Here is a 19,584-nt window from a genome sequence, read left to right on the forward strand (position 1 = left end):
CGATCGCATTTGGCAGCAATTTCTCAAAAAATCTCCCATTGTTGACCGAGGATATGTTAGGATGGCAAAGCTAGAGACATGGGGACATGGCCAAGCGGTAAGGCAGAAGACTGCAAATCTTCCATTCCCCGGTTCGAATCCGGGTGTCCCCTTTTAACGTGAAACCTCAATATCGCTATATTCTCTTTTACCTTAATCCGCGAGAAGGCTCACGTTGTAATCTTTGATTCAACGTTGAGATGAATCGCGGCAACACCTGTGGTACAATCCCGTCAAGTGACTCAATGGTGTCATGCTGGTATTTGAGGCCAAGCTAGAAGGAACCAAAGAGCAATACGAACGGCTGGACGAGGCGATTCGTACGGCTCGGTTTGTTCGTAACAGTTGCCTGAGATACTGGATGGATAATAAAGGAGAACAAGTTGGACGATATCAACTCAACATCTATTGTGCGGTTCTTGCCAAAAAGTTTCCTTGGGCAAAAAAGCTGAACTCAATGGCTCGTCAAGCCTCGGCAGAACGAGCCTGGTCAGCTATAGCTCGCTTCTACGAGAACTGCAAGAAAAAGATTCCCGGTAAAAAGGGGTTCCCTAAATTCAAGAAGTATAAAACTCGCGATTCAGTTGAGTACAAAACCTCAGGTTGGAAGCTGTCAGAGGATAGAAGGACGATTACCTTCACCGATGGTTTTAAGGCTGGCAGCTTCAAAATGTGGGGGACTCGTGACTTGCATTTCTACCAGTTAAAGCAGATTAAGCGGGTGAGAGTAGTCCGTCGCGCTGATGGATACTACGTTCAGTTCTGTATCGACCAAGAAAGGTTGGAGGAACGAGAACCTACTGGAACAGTTATTGGCTTAGATGTCGGATTAAATCATTTCTACACTGACTCAGACGGTCAGACGGTGGAAAATCCCAGACACCTAAGAAAGTCTGAGAAAGCGCTTAAGCGCCTTCAACGTCGATTAGCTAAGACTCAGAAAGGGTCTAAAAATCGACAGAAAGCTAAAAATCGATTAGGGAGAAAGCACCTCAAGGTAAGTCGGCAGCGTAAAGACTTTGCCGTCAAAACGGCATTGTGCGTCGTCCGGTCTAACGACTTGGTCGCCTATGAGGACTTGAGGGTGCGAAATCTGGTAAAAAACCATAATCTCGCTAAATCGATCTCAGATGCTGCCTGGTCAACCTTCCGTCAGTGGGTGGAGTATTTCGGCAAGGTGTTTGGGGTGGCAACGGTTGCTGTGGCTCCCCAGTACACGAGCCAGAATTGCTCTAACTGTGGGGAGAATGTTCAAAAGTCTCTATCCATGAGAACCCACCGCTGTCCCCATTGTGGATTTGTTGCTGATAGAGACCATAACGCAGCTATTAACATCCTTGAATTAGGATTGCGTACCGTAGGGCATACGGGAATTAACGCCTCTGGAGACATCGACCTCTGCCTTGGTGGGGAAACTCCTCAAGGTAAGTCGAGTCGTGGAAAGAGGAAACCTCATCAGTAATGGTGGGAATCCCACGCTATATTCTTTGAATTAGCGTGGGAGGATGTCAAAACAATTTATACCAGTTTAGCTCAGCAAAACTACTGAGAAAGGGGTGTCATACTTCAGTATTTATACCAAAAAATTAACTTAACGTGAGATAAACCTCTTTAAATCGCCTCAAGAATCGATGTTTTAGTTTTTTTTAGAGCCTTTATGGGTTGCTATATCAACGTATCTCTTGATGCTCATCTCAATCTTGACCTAACGTACAGTAACTTCACAAGATAAACCAAGCTAAACCTTGAAAATAAATACCGTAAAAACAACAAAGGCATCCTAGATTGCAAAATCATAAAAAACGAGCGATTTCCAGAGACATTATCATCTTTTCAACTCAACGCTCGGTTTTGCTCTTCCGTATAATCACCAAAGCTTTACCAGTAATTATACGGAGTTTTGACAGAAGACGACCGACGATGTGATGCAGATCATATCCTCTGGCCTCCAAAGCCGAAATAATTAAGCCGTCAAATTCAATCAACAAAAGCATCAATCGTGTTAGCGCGAGTTTGGAGTGCATCCCTCTATGGCATCAACGCCGTGCGCGTCGGGGTCGAAATTGATGTCTCTGGCGGACTTCCCGCAACCGTGGTGGTGGGATTACCCGATACCGCCGTGCAAGAATCTCGGGAACGAGTCAAAGCCGCTCTGCGAAATTCCGGCTTCAGCTTTCCCATGCGGCGAATTGTCGTCAACCTTACCCCCGCTGACCTACGCAAAGAGGGTCCAAGCTTTGACTTACCCATCAGTCTGGGGATTCTGGCGGCGTCAGAACAAATCAATCCCCAACTGCTGGGGGATTATCTGTTTCTCGGAGAAGTCTCCCTCGATGGTAGTTTACGGCCCGTCACCGGAGTGCTTCCCATTGCAGCGGCGGCGGCCGAGATGGGAATGACGGGGCTAGTGGTTCCCGAGGCCAATGCGAAAGAGGCGGCGGTGATTGCGGGCCTGTCGGTTTATGGCTTTCGTTCGGTGGCGGAGGTGACCCGATTTCTCGATCAACCGGACCAGTTCCCGCGCACGGTGGTCGATTTGCAACAGGCCCTAGCCAGTCGTGAGGATGTGGGCTTAGATCTCAAAGATGTCAAAGGACAGGCCCATGCACGACGCGCCCTGGAAATTGCGGCGGCTGGGGGACATAATCTGATTTTTGTCGGACCGCCGGGGAGCGGTAAAACTATGTTGGCGCGGCGTTTACCGGGGATTCTACCACCTCTGAGTTTGCCTGAAGCCTTGGAGGTGACGCAAATTCATTCGGTGGCTGGGTTATTGCGCGATCGCGGCCAACTCATCAGTCAACGTCCCTTCCGCAGTCCCCACCATTCCGCCAGTGGTCCCTCTCTCGTCGGCGGTGGTAGTTATCCCAAACCCGGCGAAATTTCCCTGGCCCATCGCGGTGTCTTATTCCTCGATGAATTGACCGAGTTTAAACGGAATGTCTTGGAATTTCTGCGTCAACCCCTCGAAGATGGCCAAGTCACCATTTCCCGCACCCGTCAATCGGTGGAATTTCCGGCTCGCTTTACCCTTGTCGCCAGTACCAATCCCTGTCCCTGTGGCTATTATGGCGATCCGATTCAAGGATGCACCTGTTCACCCCGACAACGAGACCAATATTGGGCCAAACTCTCGGGGCCACTCATGGACCGTATTGATTTGCAAGTGGTCGTCAATCGTCTCAAATCCGAAGAAATTTTACAGCCTGGCCTGGGTGAAAACTCCGCTTCGGTGCGATCGCGGGTCAAGATGGGCCGAGACTACGCCTCAGAGCGCTTCGCCGCTGAGCCAATTCGCTGTAACGCCGAGATGCAACGTCATCATTTGCGCCGCTGGTGTCAACTCGATGAGGCCAGTCAGGGATTACTGGAGGCGGCGATTCGTAAATTAGGCTTATCGGCCCGAGGAACCGATCGCATCCTCAAAGTGGCCCGCACCATCGCCGATCTGGCCCAAGCCGATCGCATCGAGGCCCCTCACATCGCCGAAGCCATCCAATATCGCACCATCGATCGCATGACCTAACCCCCCAACCCCACCGGACAGAGATCGACTAACACACAATCCCCACAATTGGGCTTACGGGCCTTACACACCGCTCGTCCATGATAAATGAGACGAATTGACCAATTTTCCCAGTCTGACTGGGGTAACAAGGGCATCAAGGCCCGCTCCACCTTCACGGGATTCTCCTCATCCGTGAGTCCCAGCCGTTGACTCAAGCGCTTCACATGAGTATCCACCGTCACCCCAGCATTGATCCCAAACCCATGAGCAAGAACCACATTGGCCGTTTTCCGGGCCACGCCAGGGAGTTGAGTTAACGCCTCCATGGTTTGAGGAACTTGGCCGTCAAAGCGTTCCAGAATCATCTGGCTCGCGCCGCGAATGTTTTTGGCCTTATTGCGATAAAAGCCGGTGGATTTAATCAAGGCTTCCAACGTCTCCAGGTTGGCTCCCGCCAAGGCGATCGCATCGGGGTAACGCGCAAACAAGGCCGGGGTGACGTTGTTAACTCGTTCATCGGTACATTGAGCCGAAAGCATCGTCGCCACGAGTAATTGCAGCGGACTCTCATAGTCGAGGCTACAGGTTGCATCAGGATATAACGCTGTCAAACGCCTCAAAATTTCCCCGGCCCGTTGTTGCTCAGACACAGATTTGGCAACCATAGAGAGTTCGCTTAGCGGCTGAGTTGTTGCACCCATTCCAGTTGGCTGGTATCGCGCACAATCAGGAAAATTCCCAATCCCAGCAGCAAGAGCAACCCCGATTGCATCACCCCATCTTGGATATGCACCGGAACCGGTTTCCCGCGCATCCCCTCAACCAGTAGAAAGGCCAATTGGCCGCCATCTAAGGCCGGTAGGGGCAAGATATTGATAATCGCTAGGTTGACACTAATCACCGCCGCAAAAAACAAGAGATTCATGGCATCGCGGGCCGCAAAATCAGCGCCTTGAGCCACAATCCCGACGGGACCCGCAATCTGGCCGGCGGTACTCTCGAAGTTGGTGATGAGCTGATAAAAGCCTTTGAGGGTATTGACAAAAATGACTTGGAACTGTTTGGCGGCAATCCCCACCACCTCCAAGGGGTTTTGAACTTGACGATACACCCGTTCCCCATTGGGCGCTAGTTGTACGCCAATGCGCCCGTTTCCGTCGCTTCCCCGTTCGGGGATGACCGTTAGGGAGAGGCGTTCGTCATTGCGTTCAACGGTTAGGGAAATGGGGGTTTCTGGGTTATCTTCGATGGTCTCTTTGAGATCGAAGATGGCCGATTCTCCCGCCCCTAGGGAGTTGCCGTCAATGGCGACAATGAGATCGAGGTCTTCTAAGCCGGCCCGCGCGGCGGGGCTATCGACGGCCATCACTTGAGGGACGACGACACCGGGTTCGGCGTTGAAGCCGCTGGGAATGCCCGTGGAGCCGATTTGGAAGATGAGAACCAGATAGGCGAAAATTAGGTTGGCGATGACGCCAGCGCTAATGACGATCGCGCGATCGAGAACGGGCCGATTGCGGAGTAAATCGGGGTCATCCTCGGGGATGGTGCTGTCGGGATCGTCATCGGGGAAGCCGACAAACCCACCGAGGGGGAAGGCGCGGACAGCATATTCGGTTTCCGGGCCTTGGTATTTGAGCAAAATCGGACCAAAGCCAATCGAAAAGCGGTTGACATGGATGCCTTGCCAGCGAGCCGCGAGGAAATGACCTAGCTCGTGAACGGCGATGAGAATGGCGATAACTGCGATCGCTGCCAGAACAAACATGACGTTAGTAGCAAAAGAATAAACAGGCCTAGTTACCCATCTTAAATGGTTTTGCGGTGTAGTCGGGCTGATCGGCAAAACTCAACGCCGACTCAACGCCAACTCACCGCGATCGCGAGGGGCTAGGATGGGGACTCGGGCCGGTCTGGAGGGGAATTCACCCGGTGTTACGCATTCCGGCCGCAATCCCATTGAGGGTTAACAAGGCCCCGCGCAGCAATTCACCTTTGCTATAGCGCGAGTGAATCACCCCTGGGGTGGCACTTTTGCCATGTTGACGCAGGCGCTTGAGTAAGGACACTTGTAACAATCCCAGGGGGATAATGGTGGAGTTGCGTAACTGCACCGAGCGTCGTAAGCCAGGATCACCATCAAGGAGATGTTTATGGCCGGTAATTTGTAGAACCAGGTCCCGTGACTGATGATATTCATCGACGATGCGATCGAGAATCACCGCAAAGCGATCGCGATCTTCAGGATGGCTCAACTCCCGCACATAATGTTCGGCGATTTGTAAATCCACTTTGGCCAGGGTCATCTCCACTTTGGAGATGGCCATTTTGAAGAAGGGCCATTTCATGTAGAAATAGCGCAACAGCTTCAGATGTTCCTCGGGTTTCTCCTGCAAGAACTCATTGAGGGCGGTTCCCACGCCGTACCAGGCCGGGAGTAAGAAGCGGCTTTGCGTCCAGCTAAACACCCAAGGAATGGCCCGTAAACTGCCGATATCTTTCTTCCCTTGACGACGGCGGGAGGGACGGGAGGAAATTTGCAGTTGGCTAATCTCCTCAATCGGCGTCACTTGCATGAAGAAGTCGATAAAATCGGGTTCTTCATAGACCAGAGAGCGATAATGTTGCCGAGATTTGTGGGCCAACTCCTCCATGGTCTCGTTCCAGGGTTGGATGTCATCGAAGCCCGACCCCAATAAACTCGATTGAATCACCGCCGAGGTGACGGTTTCGAGGTGATAGAGGGCCAACTCAGGAAGGGAGTATTTCGAGGCCAACACTTCTCCCTGCTCGGTGATTTTAATGCGGCCATCGATGGTGCGTCCTGGCTGAGCCAAAATGGCTTCGTAGGCGGGACCCCCACCCCGGCCGACGGAACCGCCGCGTCCGTGGAAGATGCGCAGTTTCACCCCGTAAGGCTCGCTGACGGCTTGCAGGGACTTTTGCGCTTTATGGATTTCCCAGTTACTGCTGAGGAAGCCCGAGTCCTTGTTACTGTCGGAATAGCCGAGCATCACCTCTTGCAGGGAGGGACTGAGGGGCGTCGACGAGGAGTCTTCTCGTCCGTAGCCGCCGGTGAGGAGGATTTGGTAGAGGGGTAATTCAAACAAATCCTTCATGACTGAAGGAGCTCGTTTCAAGTCTTCGACGGTTTCAAACAGGGGAACCACTTGTAGGGTTCCGGTGCCGGTGGCGGGGTCATAGAGGCCGGCTTCTTTGGCGAGTAACAGCACTTCTAGGAGGTCGCTGGCTTGGCGACTCATGCTGATGATGTAGGTTTGACAGAGTTCGGTGCCAAATTCCTGTTGTAGCAGCCGGACAATGCGGAAGGTTTCGATGGTTTCCTTGGTAATCGGCGAAAAGGGTAATTCCGTCGGAACCAAGGGCCGGCGCGTTTGCAGTTCTTTGGTCAGCCACTCTACCCGTTCGGCTTCTGTCAGTTCGCAATAGGGTTTGGGGAGAATTTGTAGATACTCCGTCAACTCATTGAGGGTCTCTTCATGGCGTGAGGATTCTTGGCGGATGTCTAAATGGGCCAAGTTAAAGCCATAGATTTCGACCTGACAGATGAGGGTATCGAGTTCGCTGCATTGCAAGCCGGTTTCAAAGAGGTTGCGTTGAATCAGTTGCAGTTCTGCTAGAAACTCGGAGCCGGAGCGATAGACGGGGATGCTGTTGACTTCGCGGATTTGCTGTCGCCAGTCTTCGGCGTGGTAGAGGCTGAGGTTGCGATCGCGGGTGTTTTCGAGCCGTTTCTGCACATAGGCCAGTTTCAGGCGATAGGGTTCTTGGCGGTAGCGGATGGCGAGGCGATCGTACACTTCGCTCATTTGCAGCCGATCCTGTTCGACGGATTCGAGCAGTTCCGGTAGCACATCGCTCCAATGGAGAGATAGACTCAGAGACTCACTGAGGCTATCAATGGCATCGATATACTTCTCTAGGACTAGATTCCGTTGATAACAGGCGGTTTGCCAAGTTACACGAGGGGTTACGGACGGGTTTCCATCGCGATCGGACCCGACCCAGGAGCCAAATTTACAGAAGTTGTAGCTTGGCGGTTCGATATAGGGGAAGGAGACTTTGAGGGTCCGTTTGAGCCGCTGATAGAGTTGGGGCAGGGTGTCAAACAGCACTTCGGTGAAGTAGTGCAGGGTATATTCGACCTCATCGAGGACTGTCGGTTTGAATTGGTGTAATTCATCGGTCCGCCACCAGAGGCGAATTTCCTCCATGAGTTGCTCCTGGAGGGCTTCGGCTTCGAGGGAGGAGGCCCGTCCCATCGAATGCAGGCCATCTTCAACCCGGTCGAGTTGGCGTAAGACGCGGGCGATACGACGTTGTTTGCCGCGAATGGTGCGCCGTACAATTTCGGTCGGGTGAGCGGTGAAGACGAGGCGGATATCGAGTTGATCGAGTAATTTCTGAATCAGGTTCGGGGGAACATTGAGTTGTCGCAATTGAGGAAACAGGGAGCCAAAGGTTCCCCGTTCTGGGGTTTGACTGGTCTCCGCCGACGGGAGATTCGCGTCAGGGAAGCCCTCTTCGGGGGACTCAACTCGCGAGATGGACTCCTCGGTAAAGGTTAAATTGTTGCTGACGTTGGCTTTTTGCTGATCGCGCTGTTCATAGTGTTGTTCAACGATGTTGATCAGTTGGAAGTATAGAGCGAAGCCTCGGGCGGCGCGGATCGCATCGTTGAGGTCAAGTTGTTCAATTTTGCGAACGACGGGAGAATCTTCGAGATTCGGCGCTTGTCCGCCTTCGGCTTGCATGGGGTTAAGTTCATGTAGGAGGTCAACCATTTGTTGACCGCACTCCTGACGCAGTACGGACTCCCACAAGTCCTCAACGACTTTGAGACGGTGACGCAGTCGAACGTCTGAAGTGGAGGAGACGTTGAATGGGCGATCGGTTCTCTCAAGGGTTGGACTCATTATGATACTCGGATTAGGCGGCTTGCCAATGTTGGGGCAGGTTTCCTGGTGTTTGCCCGCTGCTGTCACTGTACGCCCAAGCGGGTCGAACCGGCGAAGATATGATAACCGAACGCCTTAGAGACTTGTGAACTGAGCAGAACGGGCAGACTGGGGATCTTGTCGTCAGAAAACAGTTTATTCTGTCAACAAATCCTCGTTTTATGTTGTAGTCTGCGTGACAGACATTAACCCGATTCGGCGTGGGTTGGGTTGGACTCGTCGCTGGGGACGTTGAGAACGGGGAGGCGATCGCCCCGAAATAACTCCTCGCTGGCTTGTCCGAGCGCAATGCTGGACTCAAGCAGCGCCTGAGCGCCCCAGAGTCCGGCCAGGACAGGAGCCGTGGCCACTCCGACAAGGATGTTGGCCAGGGTTGCCCCGGAGGCGCTGACCTCGGGGTGATGACCTGAGTTATTATAGGATTCCATGAGACTAGCCCTCTTGAAAATTAGATCGGTCGATATGCCAGAACGATATGCCAGAATGGGATCAGTCGATGATCGTTAATTCTTTCCTACTGCAAATAGAGGCAAAACTCAATCTCTGGCCGAGGTGGGTTTGTTGGCCGAGACTCGCTTGGGTCTAGGATAGGTTAATCCTCGCGAACCTGCTAATTCGCGGCCAGGGATCTAACGGCGATTGCCTCGTTGATGAGTCGCACATGAATTGCACAGCAGTCAAGTCAGGACGTGATTGGTGGTACTGAATACAGACAATGCTCCGCAAGCGGGGACGACCGTTGACTTAACCCCCTGGGCCGACCAGGCGCTGAATCTGCCGGGGGTCTCGATTGCTGTGTCGGTCCGCGATCGCGATTTGCACCTCTGGTGTTGGGGGGAGAACTGTCCCGATGCGCCTCGGGTGATGGCCCGGCTGTCTCAGGCGATTCATCAGGATCGTCCTCTCCCGGCTAATGCGCCACCGATTGATCGGGTGTGTCTGTATGGGCGATCGCTATCGGCTCCCCCGAGTGAGACGCCGCCGTTTGAGCAGCCGGATTGGACGGTTCGGTTTACGGTGGCCGCGCCGCCTCCCTCGTCACCCCAGGAGGCGGAGACGAGGGAGGCTGACCCCCCGCCCGATGGTTCTCAGGTACGCCGCAAAGCCAGTAAGAAAACGTTAATTGAAACCGTTGAGCGGGCGTTGCAGGAGATCTCGACGGATGTTTGGGTGTCGGTGAAACGGATTGAGCGTCACCGGGGTGGCCGTCGTCTCTGGATTTCCTGTGAGTCGGCCTATGCGCCGGATGCGGCTCTGTTGGCGCAACCGATCGCCCGCTGTTTACGAGATCTCAATTTACGCGGGTTTCGGGATGCGGTTCTCTTGGGACAGGTTAGTGGGGAGTCGCGGCCTGAATGGGTGTTACGGGTGGATCTCACGCCGAGCGATCGCACGATTGAGGCCTGGGCTCGCTGGGGAGATGTGGCGGCGATCGCTTTACGGCTGAATCGGGCCATCGCTCCGTTTGATCTACAACTGTCGGCGGTTCTCAAGGATTCGACGCTACATCTGGTCTGTAGTCCTCTCCACTATGGACAACTGAGCCTGGAGACGTTCCCAAGCCGTGAGGCGGTGATGGACAAACTCTCGGCGGTGCTTCAGTCTTTGGCCCCGCGCGGGATTCTCGGGGCGACGGTCTATGCGGTCGATATTCCCTATGAAGCCAGTTTCCCTCAACCGAAAACGCCGGTTTGGGTGGCTTGGGAGGATCTACCGGCTCGCCAACGACCGGATTTGGTTCCCTCGGCTCTGGAACTGGCTCGGGGTGGGAGTCTCTCGGCGTTGACGTTTATTTTGGAGCGGCTACTCAACCCCTCGTTAACGGAAAAATTAGCCACGGGCGGGATTCGCATTCAAATTCATCGCAAGGGGGCGCTCTTGCATATTATGAGCGAGGGACTCACCTGTCCGGTACAGTCGGAGATTGCACCGGCTATTGTTAAGTTTTTGGGACAGTTGGAGTTAACCCATTTGGCGGGGGTACGGGTTTATGGCCGCCGCAGTGGCCAACGGAAGCCGCGCTGGAATTATGGGGTCGATTTTGCGACGACGGCGGATCAGCCGAGCCAGACCCCTCGCGATCGCCAACCCGATGTCCCGGAGTTTCAACCCCTCGATGGGGTTCCCCTGGATCTGACGACGGCGGTGGAACCCGAGGCCCCCGAAGATCTCCAAGACTCATCGACAACTGAGAAAACCTCGGGCCAGACCCTCTCAGACTGGCTCTGTCGCAGCAGTCTCTTCCGACCACGGGAGTCTCTACCGGAATCGGCGACGACGGAGCAGCCGCAGCGACCTCAGGTCACGGTACCGATAGTACTGATTTGGGGATTGTTGGGATCTGTGCTGACGATTCAGGCCGATTGGCTGGCCAGTGAGGCGCTAGAACGCCGTCAGCAGGCTCTGGCTCCCCCGCCGACGTTGGCGGTGGAACCGCTTGATGAGGAGACGGAGTTTGAGTATGATATCCAGCTTCCTGAGTTGTCTCAGGCTGAAGGGTTAGATGAGGATGCGTTCGATCGCGCTGGCTTTACCGCAACGCCGAGCCGACCTCAGGTGGTGGCGGCCCAGATGGGGGAGATTCGTTTACTTCGAGAGCCGGAGGTGGAGTTTCCCACGTTCAATAGTGAGCAGATGGATCGCCAGTTGGCGCTCTATCGGGACTATGTGGACCAGCATGGGGTTCCCGATGTGCTGGTGGTGGGAAGTTCTCGGGCGTTGCGCGGGATTCATCCGACGGTGTTACGAGAACAGTTGAAGCAGGAGGGATATCCGGCTCTGCGGGTGTTTAATTTGGGGATTAATGGGGCGACGGCTCAGGTGGTGAATCTGCTGTTACAGGAGATTATCCCCCCGGATCGCCTCCCTCAGACGATTATCTGGGCTGATGGGGCGCGGGCGTTTAATAGTGGTCGTGAGGATGCGACGTATGAGGCGCTCGTGCGATCGCCGGGCTATCAACAGATTCAACGGGGATTCCGGCCCATTGAGTCGTCTTTGGAGGCGGAACCGGTGATCCCGGAGCGATCGCTGTTTGAACGAGTCAGCGATCGCTATCAGGCTCTCGATGAGCAGTTGCAAGATCTCGTGGCTCACTATTCGGCGGCCTATCCTCAACGGGATGCGCTCAAGGATTGGCTGGCCCAGACCCTGAGCGATCGCCCAACGCCCGAGATCGCGCCAACGGAGGAGACGGCTCAACTCCCGGCTGATGAACCGCTACTCCATGACAATGGCTTTTTGGCGATTCCCAATCGCTTTGATCCGCAGCAGTATTATCAGAATCATGCTCGGGTCACCGGGACCTATGATGGAGACTATGCGAATTTTCAGTTGCAAGGGTTACAGGCGATCGCCCTGCGATCGGTTTTGGAGTTTAGCCGCTTCCAGGATCTGAATTTGATTGTGGTCAATTTACCGTTGACGGATGAGTATTTAGATCCGGTCCGGCTTGAGTATGAAGATATCTTTGTCCAGTTTTTGGTGCAGAAATCTCAAGATTATGGCTTTGTTTTCCGCAATTTTGGTCAGTTGTGGAGTCAGGAGTATGACTACTTTTCTGACCCGAGTCACCTCAATCGCTATGGTGCGGTGGCCGTGTCGCAACGACTGGCGAAAAGTCCCACGATTGATTGGACGCCTGAGTCGAATCCGTGATCAGGTTGTCACCCCGTCTAATTCAGCCGTTTAAGTTAACTCTGTTTCTGTTTTAAAGCATCGCCCTCATGTCTAAGTTCCTGACGTTGCTGTTCCGCTTCTCTGAGTTCGCTGGTGTTTCGTTCCTTTGGCTGATGGCGATCGCGCCTATCGCCCTAGCTACGGCGAGTTCTGAACGCTCTAAACCGACAAAAACGCCTCTAACCCTTATCAAACAAGACACCGAGAAAAAAACCGAGGAAACGGCGGATAACGGGAGTGAAGAGGAGAGTGACGAACCCTCGTTCGCCGATCTTGTGGCCGATACCACTCGGGTTGAGGGACTGTTTCCCCTCTATCACAACTCCGAAAATGGCGATCTGTTCTTGGAACTTCGTCCTGACGATCTCGATCGCCTCCATTTGTTAATTATGACCTTATCTCAGGGAACCGGTGTTGTTTTCCTGGAAGGATTACCGCTACGAGATATTCCGATTTTATTTCAAAAACAAAATGATAGGATTTTACTAACAGTTCCGAATACTTACTTTAGAACGGAAGCCAATGACCCTCAAGAATTGAGTTTAGACCGCTCATTTAGTGATTCAGTTTTAGCGTCATTAGAAATTAAAGCCACGCACCCTGAACGGGGGAGTTATTTAGTTGATTTCGGAGAGTTGTTGTTAACCGAAGACTTGCAAGGCTTGGACTCGTTAATGACGAGTTTGTCATTTACATTGCAAGGCGATCGCTCCTATGTTTCAGACCTCAAAAATTTCCCCGAAAATACGGAAATCGAAGCCCAATTTGGCTTTTCTGCTGGAAACTCCTTTTTCCTCGGCACAACACTCCCGGATTCTCGGGCCTTATCCTTAGGGGTTCGCTACAGCTTCTCGCGACTCCCGGAAACCTCCAACTACCGGCCACGACGGGCGGATAACCGCATTGGCTATTTCATCACCGCCTATCAGAATTTATCGGAGTTTAGTCAACGAGACCCCTTTGTACGTTATATTCAACGCTGGAACTTAGAAAAACAAGACCCCAACGCGGCCTTATCTCCCCCCGTTGAACCGATTGTTTTTTGGATCGAAAATACCGTTCCTCACGCCTATCGCCAAACCATTCGCGAAGGGGTTTTAATGTGGAACCAAGCCTTTGAACAAGCGGGATATCTCAATGCGATCGAAGTGCGACAAATGCCCGAGGATGCGGATTGGGACCCAGCGGATGTTCGCTACAATACCATCCGTTGGTCGCAGTCGTTTAACTCGGGGTTTGCGGGAATTGGTCCCTCGCGGGTGAATCCCTTAACGGGAGAGATTCTCGATGCCGATATTTTAATTAATGCTAATGTTGTGCGTATTTTGATGCGGGAAGGGGAGAGTTTACTGGGTTCTGCTTCCTCGGGGATGGAGATGGAACGGCTGTTGGTGGATTTACCCGGCGGCTGTGTTGAGGAGAGTTGTGCGACGGCGGAGATCGAGGGGGAGAATGAGGGGATGCGGCTGGTGCAGGAGTTGCGATCGCGATCGAACTTCCCCTTTAATTCCGGGCCACGCTTAAGTTGTAATTGTGCGGCTTGTACGCAAGCCTTTCAGGAAGGTGCGTTAGCCCTATCCTTGTTGCGGGATTTGCCCCCAGGGGATGCGATGATGGAGGCCTATATTCAGGATTATCTGCGCTTTCTGGTGGCTCATGAGGTGGGCCATACCCTGGGGTTACGCCATAATTTCCAAGGGAGTACCCTCCGTAGGACCGACGAACTCCATGACGTGAGCTTAACCCGTCGTCAGGGATTAACGGGGTCGGTGATGGATTATTTACCCGCCAATATCGCCGCTCCTGGAGAGCCGCAAGGGGAGTTTTTCCCAACAAGGGTTGGCCCCTATGATGAATGGGCCATTACTTATGGTTATGAGAGTTTTCAACATCTCCCTCCTCAGGAAGAACAGCGGCGGTTAGAGGCGATCGCCCAGCGTTCGATTGAACCGGAACTCCGTTATGGTACGGATGAGGATCTGTGGTCAGAAATCGACCCGGCCATCAATTGGTTTGATCTCGGGGATGATATGCTCGTTCATGCGGAGTCGCAGTTGAAAGTGGGGCGACAGATGCTAGACCGCCTGGAGCAGCGTTTTCCCCGTCAGGGAGAGCCGCCGGATACGCTTCGCAGTCAGTTTAATTTCATTCTGTTTTACTATTTCCGTCAGAGTCGGGTGTTCCTCAAACATATTGGCGGGCAATCGTTTAATCGTCATCAGTCTGCCGATATTTTGCCCTTTGAGCCTCTACCGTTGGCGCAGCAAGAGCGCAGTTTAGCGTTAATTAGTGAGTATATTTTTGCTGAGGATGCCTTTGATTTTTCTCCGACGTTATTAAATCGCCTGGTTCCTTCCCGGTGGTTCCATTGGGGCAGTTCTCCGAGTTTTAGCCGGGTGGATTATCCGATTCATGATCAGATTTTAGGGTTGCAAGGAATGGTGTTGCGATCGCTGCTGGCTCCGGAACGGTTGCGTCGCTTGCGGGATTTGGAGCTGAAAACGCCCCCTGGGGAGGCGTTGCAGGTGCCGGATTTACTCGATCGCGTCTATCGTGAGATTTGGTCGGAAGTGTTGCAGGGGCGACGAATTGCCACGAATGTATCGAGTCTGCGTCGTGGCTTACAACGGCAACATTTACAGCTATCGTTGAATATGGCGATGGGGCGCACTGGCGCTACGGAAGACGCGCGCACCTTAGCCCGCTATTATTTAGTGGAGTTGGAAGAAGCGTTGACGGCGGCCCTGCGACGGCAAGATGATTTAGATACCTACACTCGCGCTCATCTGCAAGATAGCCAGATGCGTATTCGCGAGGCGATGGGGGATGATTAAAGATAAGGTTGATCGGTATTGGGAGGTTAGATGATGGTTATGAAGCGGATGACGATTTGGGGCGCAAGTCTGGTGCTGTGGGGGCTGGTGAGTGGCGTTGGGATGTCGGTTCAGGCTCAAAGTCCCCGTCGCAGTTGCTCGACGGCGGAGGAGGGGCCGGGACAATGTGCTCGCCGCGATCGCCCCTCAACCTCTTTTTCGGAGGAGGAAAGCCGAGGAATTGAGGCGCGGGGGTTCTCCGATAGCTTCCTTAATGATGCTCTTAGTGGTGTGGCGGACCCGTTGGCTGGGGGGGGTGCGGGTGCTGCGACGGTGGATGCGGATGAGATGCAGCAACTCAGTCCAGTGGATCGAGGTCTCACGGACCCCACAGACGTGTTTATCCCCATACCCTCGTTGCCCTAGTTGGGCGTTGGAGCAGGGGGAGTTTAAAAAATGGGTCGCCTGGGATTCGAACCCAGAACTAGTCGGTTAAAAGCCGAATACTCTGCCGTTGAGTTAGCGACCCAATGGAAGCGCCTTTTGTTTTGCGCCTTAACTACTATAGCACAGCCATTTAAAAGTGCAAGGGGTTTGAGGATTTTTTTTCTGGATCGGGGCCGATGGCGGTTCAGGGGTCCGGGTTAGTCGAGATGCACGTCGAGGCGGACGAGGACTTCTAGGCTAGACCGGGGATGGACATGGATGAGGCGATCGCCGGTGTTGAGGGCGTTTCGTGGCGCACTCCAGGGTTCGAGACAGTAGTAGTCTTTGCCTTGGACGGCCCAAAAAACGAGGGTTGAGAAGGGGGTACTATATTCAATGTTGAGGGTTAGACCCCGTTTGCGATCATAGACGCTGGCGGTATGGCTGTTGAGTTGGGTAAAGGCGACGTCGATTTCTTCTCGGTCAAAGTTGAACTGGTTGTCGAAGTCATGGAGGGTTCCGTCGAGTTGATCCCAGTATTGTTTGGAGGGGAGGTTAAAGCGTAGTTGGGATTTGTCGGGGACGTTGAAGTAGGGATGGAGGCCACAGGAGAAGGGGAGAATCTGATCATCGCTGGGGTTGGTGTAGCGTTGGATGATTTCGAGGCTATTTCCCTGGAGGCGATAGGTAAAGGCGAGATGGAAGTCAAAGGGATAGACGGCGCGGGTTTGGGGGCTACTGGCGAGTTCGAGGGTGAGGCTGGCGTGGCGATCGGTTTTGGACTCGCCGACGGTCCAGGGGAGGTCCCGCGCGAAGCCATGTTGTTTGAGGGTATAAGTTTTCCCGTTGTAGGTATAGGTGTTGTCGGGGAGGTTTCCGCAGATGGGGAAGAGGATGGGAATCCCGCCGCGTACACTCTGTTCGGGGTTGGCGAAGCGTTCGGCGTCGAAATAGAGGATTTCGCGATCGCCAACTCGCCAGTGGGTGACGAGTCCGCCGCGTTCAGGGACGATTTCGAGTTGGGCCTGGGCCGACTCGTCGGACAGGATATAGGTGGGATAGAGTTTCGTGGTGCTGTCGATCGCGTACATGGGTAGTTATGTGGCCCCTCTCAACGTTCCTGACGGGCAGGAATATAATCATCTTAGTGAATCCTGGCTCTATCCTACGACAGTCGCGGCAATTGGGGAACAGGAGCTTGGGGGCGTGATGAGTTTGGGGAGTGGGTTGGGTTGGGGTGGCGATCGGCAAACCTCCTTAATTAGATTTATCCGTTATAATGCCTGAGACGGATGGCAAAACTCTGTAGATACGTTGCAATATGACGAAGGCACAGGACATCAGCGACATTATCGCGCAACGGCAGCCTCTAGCGCATAAGTTAGGAGAGATTGAGACGCGCCTCAAAACCTTATGTCAATGGCTGGGCGACTTAGAACAGGAACGTCAGCGACAACTTAAACAGTGGTCTGGAGACTCAGAGACAACGTCCAAATTACAGAATTTAAAGTTAACCGAATTTGAGCAGCGAGTTAGGGACGAATTAACGACTCTACATCGACTTAAGGGGAGATTTTCCCGTAATACCCTGAATATCGGCGTAATTGGCTCGATGGGCCAGGGCAAAAGTACCCTATTACAGAGTTTAACAGGACTGACGAACCAGGTCATCCCAGCTTTTCCGGGTAAAGCCTGCACCGCTGCACGGAGTAAGATTTCTCACCAAGACGGACAAATCACCGAAGCCAGAATTGAGTTTCATAGCGGTGACTCGTTCTTAAATGAGGTCATTCTTCCCTATTATGACAAGCTGGGGTTAGAGCCAAAACCGAGTTCATTTGAGGCGTTTGCATCGACTCCCCTCCCAGATTTACCCTCGCAGGAGGAGGATCACACCCAAGCGAACATTTATAATCGCTTGAAGAATGATTACCGTCGCCATACTGACCAATATCGCGAGTATTTAGGACGTGACGGGTTACGGTTGCAGGATGAATCGCAAATTTCGAGCTATGTGGCTCAGACTTATGAGGATAATCAGCTTGTCAACTATCAATGTTTGGCGGTGAAATCTGTTGAGATTTCCTGTTCGTTTCCGGTTCAAGAAATTGGTGCGATCGCCCTCATTGATGTCCCCGGTTTAGGGGACTTTCGTTTAGGGGATGAAAGTCTGGTGATTGAGGCGTTAGGTCAAGAAGTTGATTTTATCCTCTTCATTTATAAACCTTCCAAAGACCGGGCTAATTTCGAGCAACGAGATACACAACTTTATAATCTGGCCAGCCAAGCCCTAAACAATCTATCCCGCCGTTCTATTTTTGTCTTGAATGCGGATAGCAATGGTCAGAATCAAGACAGTTGTCGTTCTCTGAAGCAAGATTTAGATAGTAAGGTGGTCATCCTGCCGGTATTAGAGTCGGTAATTGCCGATTGTTCCTCGCCAGAAGAAGCTAATACTCAGGTTCTTGGGACGGTTCTCAATCACTTACGAACCAATGTGACGGAACTCGATCAAGCGTACGCCCAGGAGAAGATTACAAGTTTAGAAAGCAGTCTCCAGACTCTTCAAAGTGATTTGGAGGCAGCTCAATCGATTCTCCCGGAAATTGACAGTGATGAGATTTCTGAGAAGTATGACGAGAAATTTGATGAATTTTGGGAAACCATTACCAATGAACTGGAAGAACTCAATAAAGAGTTAATCAAAAATCGTGATACTCCCGATGAGAATCTGAAATCTCAAATCGAGCAAGTCCTCGCAAACTGTCGTGAAAATGTCAATTTCCCAAGTTTGAAGGAAATTGAAAGACTCCGAAACAAAAAAGGAGCTTATGCCGATACTTATACGGCATACCTTCAAGATTTAAGAACCAGCCTATCCTTAAAGTTCTTGGAAATGGATGAGGGTCTAAAAAAGACGATTGAAGCCGCTAAGGCGAATGTCGCTAACGTTCTAATTCATCAGTGCGAACTCGGGGGGTTAACCGATGCACGCGGCTCTGCGTTCATTACGGACATAGCCCAGGAGATGCCAGAAGACTATGTTGAACTCAAAACGGGCTTTCAAATTCTCGCGGAATTTACCCTCTCGTATCGAGGCTTGATTCAGCATCGAATTCGTCAGCAACTCGATGGACTCACCCCGGATAAAGCCTATCCGTTAAAAGAAGGGGCTGGAGCCGAAGACATTTTAGAAAATTTGGAGACTTTATATTGGGAGGCGGTGTATAATTGCGAAAATTCCTTAAAAGGTTTTTTTGTGGAGCCAAGTCAAGCCTCTTTTGCGATTGTGGAAGAGTTCTCTGACCGAATTTTACGAGCCAAAACGGCAAAAACGGATTGGAAAAAATTCTTACGGAAAAAACGGCATACAATCTGGTCAGATTTTGGTAAGCTGCAAGAGCAATCTCAAGCTGTCCAGGCTTGGGTTAGGCAGCTCAATTCTATAAGGACTGAAGTGGAAGAATTAGACAAAGCATTTAAAAATTTGTGATCATCCCGAAAAAATCTCGATTTTTTGTTTGAGGAGACTGACATGGTATCTTTTCTGAAAAAACTTTTTACTAACGATTTCGATACGACGGAACAACTTCCTGTTTTGAAGGTTACCATGTTGGGACCTTCAGGGGTTGGAAAAACCAGTCTGTTGGCCGCAATGTATGACCAATTTGACGAAATTAGTCAGGACTTACAACTTCGGGCTGATGAAGACACAGCCCCCATTTTAGATAAGCGTCTTCAAGAGCTTAAAAATATGGTGGGAACAAGCATTAACCCGGGAGAAGGGATTCGGGGAACTGCTGGCGATGAACCCATGTGTTATCGCTTTGAGTTTGGCGAGACGGGTGTAAATCCTGAACTTGAGATTCAGTTTCAAGACTATCCAGGTGGATGGCTTGAGAAAACCAATCAAATCGAGAAGGTTAGGACGTTGATTGGAGAATCAGCTGCAATTCTGATCCCCATTGATGCTGCAATTTTGATGGAGAACAATGGAGGGTATCATGAGAAGTTTAATCAGCCGAATAAAATCAATGACTTGCTTAAGAAAGTCTATAGAAATTTAGACTCCCCGCGTCTGGTCATTCTGGTTCCGGTCAAGTGTGAGAAGTATATGCAGGATAACCCTAAGCAGCTCTTT

12 protein-coding genes and 2 tRNA genes are annotated in these 19,584 nt (G+C 52.1%); 8 read left to right on the plus strand and 6 right to left on the minus strand.

Going from position 1 to position 19,584, the window contains the following annotated elements:
- The first annotated feature begins 80 nt into the window (after positions 1 to 80).
- From R6U67_RS13055 to R6U67_RS13065, 3 genes are all read left to right on the plus strand, one after another.
- A tRNA-Cys gene (locus tag R6U67_RS13055) sits at positions 81 to 152 on the plus strand.
- A gap of 140 nt (positions 153 to 292) precedes the next feature.
- On the plus strand, positions 293 to 1,501 hold the full coding sequence (locus R6U67_RS13060) for an RNA-guided endonuclease InsQ/TnpB family protein (RefSeq protein WP_410252954.1): 1,209 nt from the start codon (positions 293 to 295) through the stop codon (positions 1,499 to 1,501).
- A 537-nt stretch (positions 1,502 to 2,038) separates the two neighbouring features.
- Entirely contained in the window at positions 2,039 to 3,565 is a 1,527-nt protein-coding gene (locus R6U67_RS13065) for a YifB family Mg chelatase-like AAA ATPase (protein ID WP_410252955.1), read from the plus strand.
- Here the strand turns inward: R6U67_RS13065 and nth are convergent.
- The 4 genes from nth to R6U67_RS13085 all read right to left on the minus strand — a co-directional run bounded on the left by nth (position 3,562) and on the right by R6U67_RS13085 (position 8,954).
- Positions 3,562 to 4,212: an endonuclease III gene (gene nth, locus R6U67_RS13070; RefSeq protein WP_410252956.1), complete on the minus strand. Its 651-nt coding sequence runs from the start codon at positions 4,210 to 4,212 to the stop codon at positions 3,562 to 3,564. The two genes, R6U67_RS13065 and nth, sit on opposite strands and share 4 nt — an antisense overlap.
- 11 nt (positions 4,213 to 4,223) lie before the next feature.
- Positions 4,224 to 5,315: an RIP metalloprotease RseP gene (rseP, locus tag R6U67_RS13075; RefSeq protein ID WP_410252957.1), complete on the minus strand. Its 1,092-nt coding sequence runs from the start codon at positions 5,313 to 5,315 to the stop codon at positions 4,224 to 4,226.
- 157 nt (positions 5,316 to 5,472) lie between these two features.
- Positions 5,473 to 8,484 carry a phosphoenolpyruvate carboxylase gene (ppc, locus tag R6U67_RS13080; protein WP_410252958.1) on the minus strand — a complete coding sequence of 1,004 codons (3,012 nt, stop codon included), beginning with the start codon at positions 8,482 to 8,484 and terminating at the stop codon, positions 5,473 to 5,475.
- Between the two features lie 227 nt (positions 8,485 to 8,711).
- A complete protein-coding gene (locus tag R6U67_RS13085; RefSeq protein WP_410252959.1) occupies positions 8,712 to 8,954 on the minus strand; it encodes a hypothetical protein in 243 nt (80 codons plus the stop codon).
- A gap of 268 nt (positions 8,955 to 9,222) precedes the next feature.
- On the opposite strand from R6U67_RS13085, the gene R6U67_RS13090 reads away from it, so the two are divergent.
- The 3 genes from R6U67_RS13090 (at position 9,223) to R6U67_RS13100 (ending at position 15,443) form a co-directional block, all read left to right on the plus strand.
- Positions 9,223 to 12,183: a hypothetical protein gene (locus R6U67_RS13090; RefSeq protein ID WP_410252960.1), complete on the plus strand. Its 2,961-nt coding sequence runs from the start codon at positions 9,223 to 9,225 to the stop codon at positions 12,181 to 12,183.
- 68 nt (positions 12,184 to 12,251) lie between these two features.
- Positions 12,252 to 15,038 carry a zinc-dependent metalloprotease gene (locus R6U67_RS13095; protein ID WP_410252961.1) on the plus strand — a complete coding sequence of 929 codons (2,787 nt, stop codon included), beginning with the start codon at positions 12,252 to 12,254 and terminating at the stop codon, positions 15,036 to 15,038.
- Positions 15,039 to 15,068: 30 nt separating this feature from the next.
- Positions 15,069 to 15,443, plus strand: a complete 375-nt coding sequence (locus tag R6U67_RS13100; protein ID WP_410252962.1) for a hypothetical protein — start codon at positions 15,069 to 15,071, stop codon at positions 15,441 to 15,443.
- Positions 15,444 to 15,474: 31 nt separating this feature from the next.
- Here R6U67_RS13100 and R6U67_RS13105 read toward each other — a convergent pair.
- Positions 15,475 to 15,546, minus strand: a tRNA-Lys gene (locus R6U67_RS13105).
- Positions 15,547 to 15,661: 115 nt separating this feature from the next.
- Positions 15,662 to 16,534, minus strand: a complete 873-nt coding sequence (locus tag R6U67_RS13110; RefSeq protein ID WP_410252963.1) for an aldose epimerase — start codon at positions 16,532 to 16,534, stop codon at positions 15,662 to 15,664.
- A gap of 230 nt (positions 16,535 to 16,764) precedes the next feature.
- Between R6U67_RS13110 and R6U67_RS13115 the strand changes: the two genes are divergently transcribed.
- Together R6U67_RS13115 and R6U67_RS13120 are read left to right on the plus strand one after the other, a co-directional pair.
- Positions 16,765 to 18,936, plus strand: coding sequence for a dynamin family protein (locus R6U67_RS13115; RefSeq protein WP_410252964.1), 2,172 nt, complete (start codon positions 16,765 to 16,767; stop codon positions 18,934 to 18,936).
- Between the two features lie 42 nt (positions 18,937 to 18,978).
- Positions 18,979 to 19,584, plus strand: a 606-nt coding sequence (locus R6U67_RS13120) for a TRAFAC clade GTPase domain-containing protein (RefSeq protein ID WP_410252965.1), incomplete at its 3' end; no start/stop codon positions are given.

Source organism: Sodalinema sp., assembly GCF_046483825.1.
GTDB lineage: Bacteria > Cyanobacteriota > Cyanobacteriia > Cyanobacteriales > Geitlerinemataceae > Sodalinema.

Coding starts and splice junctions, on each gene's coding strand:
- R6U67_RS13095 (WP_410252961.1), top strand. CDS start 12,252: ATGTCTAAGTTCCTGACGTTGCTGTTCCGCTTCTCTGAGTTCGCTGGT.
- R6U67_RS13100 (WP_410252962.1), top strand. CDS start 15,069: ATGATGGTTATGAAGCGGATGACGATTTGGGGCGCAAGTCTGGTGCTG.
- rseP (WP_410252957.1), bottom strand. CDS start 5,315: ATGTTTGTTCTGGCAGCGATCGCAGTTATCGCCATTCTCATCGCCGTT.
- R6U67_RS13060 (WP_410252954.1), top strand. CDS start 293: ATGCTGGTATTTGAGGCCAAGCTAGAAGGAACCAAAGAGCAATACGAA.
- nth (WP_410252956.1), bottom strand. CDS start 4,212: ATGGTTGCCAAATCTGTGTCTGAGCAACAACGGGCCGGGGAAATTTTG.
- R6U67_RS13085 (WP_410252959.1), bottom strand. CDS start 8,954: ATGGAATCCTATAATAACTCAGGTCATCACCCCGAGGTCAGCGCCTCC.
- R6U67_RS13110 (WP_410252963.1), bottom strand. CDS start 16,534: ATGTACGCGATCGACAGCACCACGAAACTCTATCCCACCTATATCCTG.
- R6U67_RS13115 (WP_410252964.1), top strand. CDS start 16,765: ATGACGAAGGCACAGGACATCAGCGACATTATCGCGCAACGGCAGCCT.
- ppc (WP_410252958.1), bottom strand. CDS start 8,484: ATGAGTCCAACCCTTGAGAGAACCGATCGCCCATTCAACGTCTCCTCC.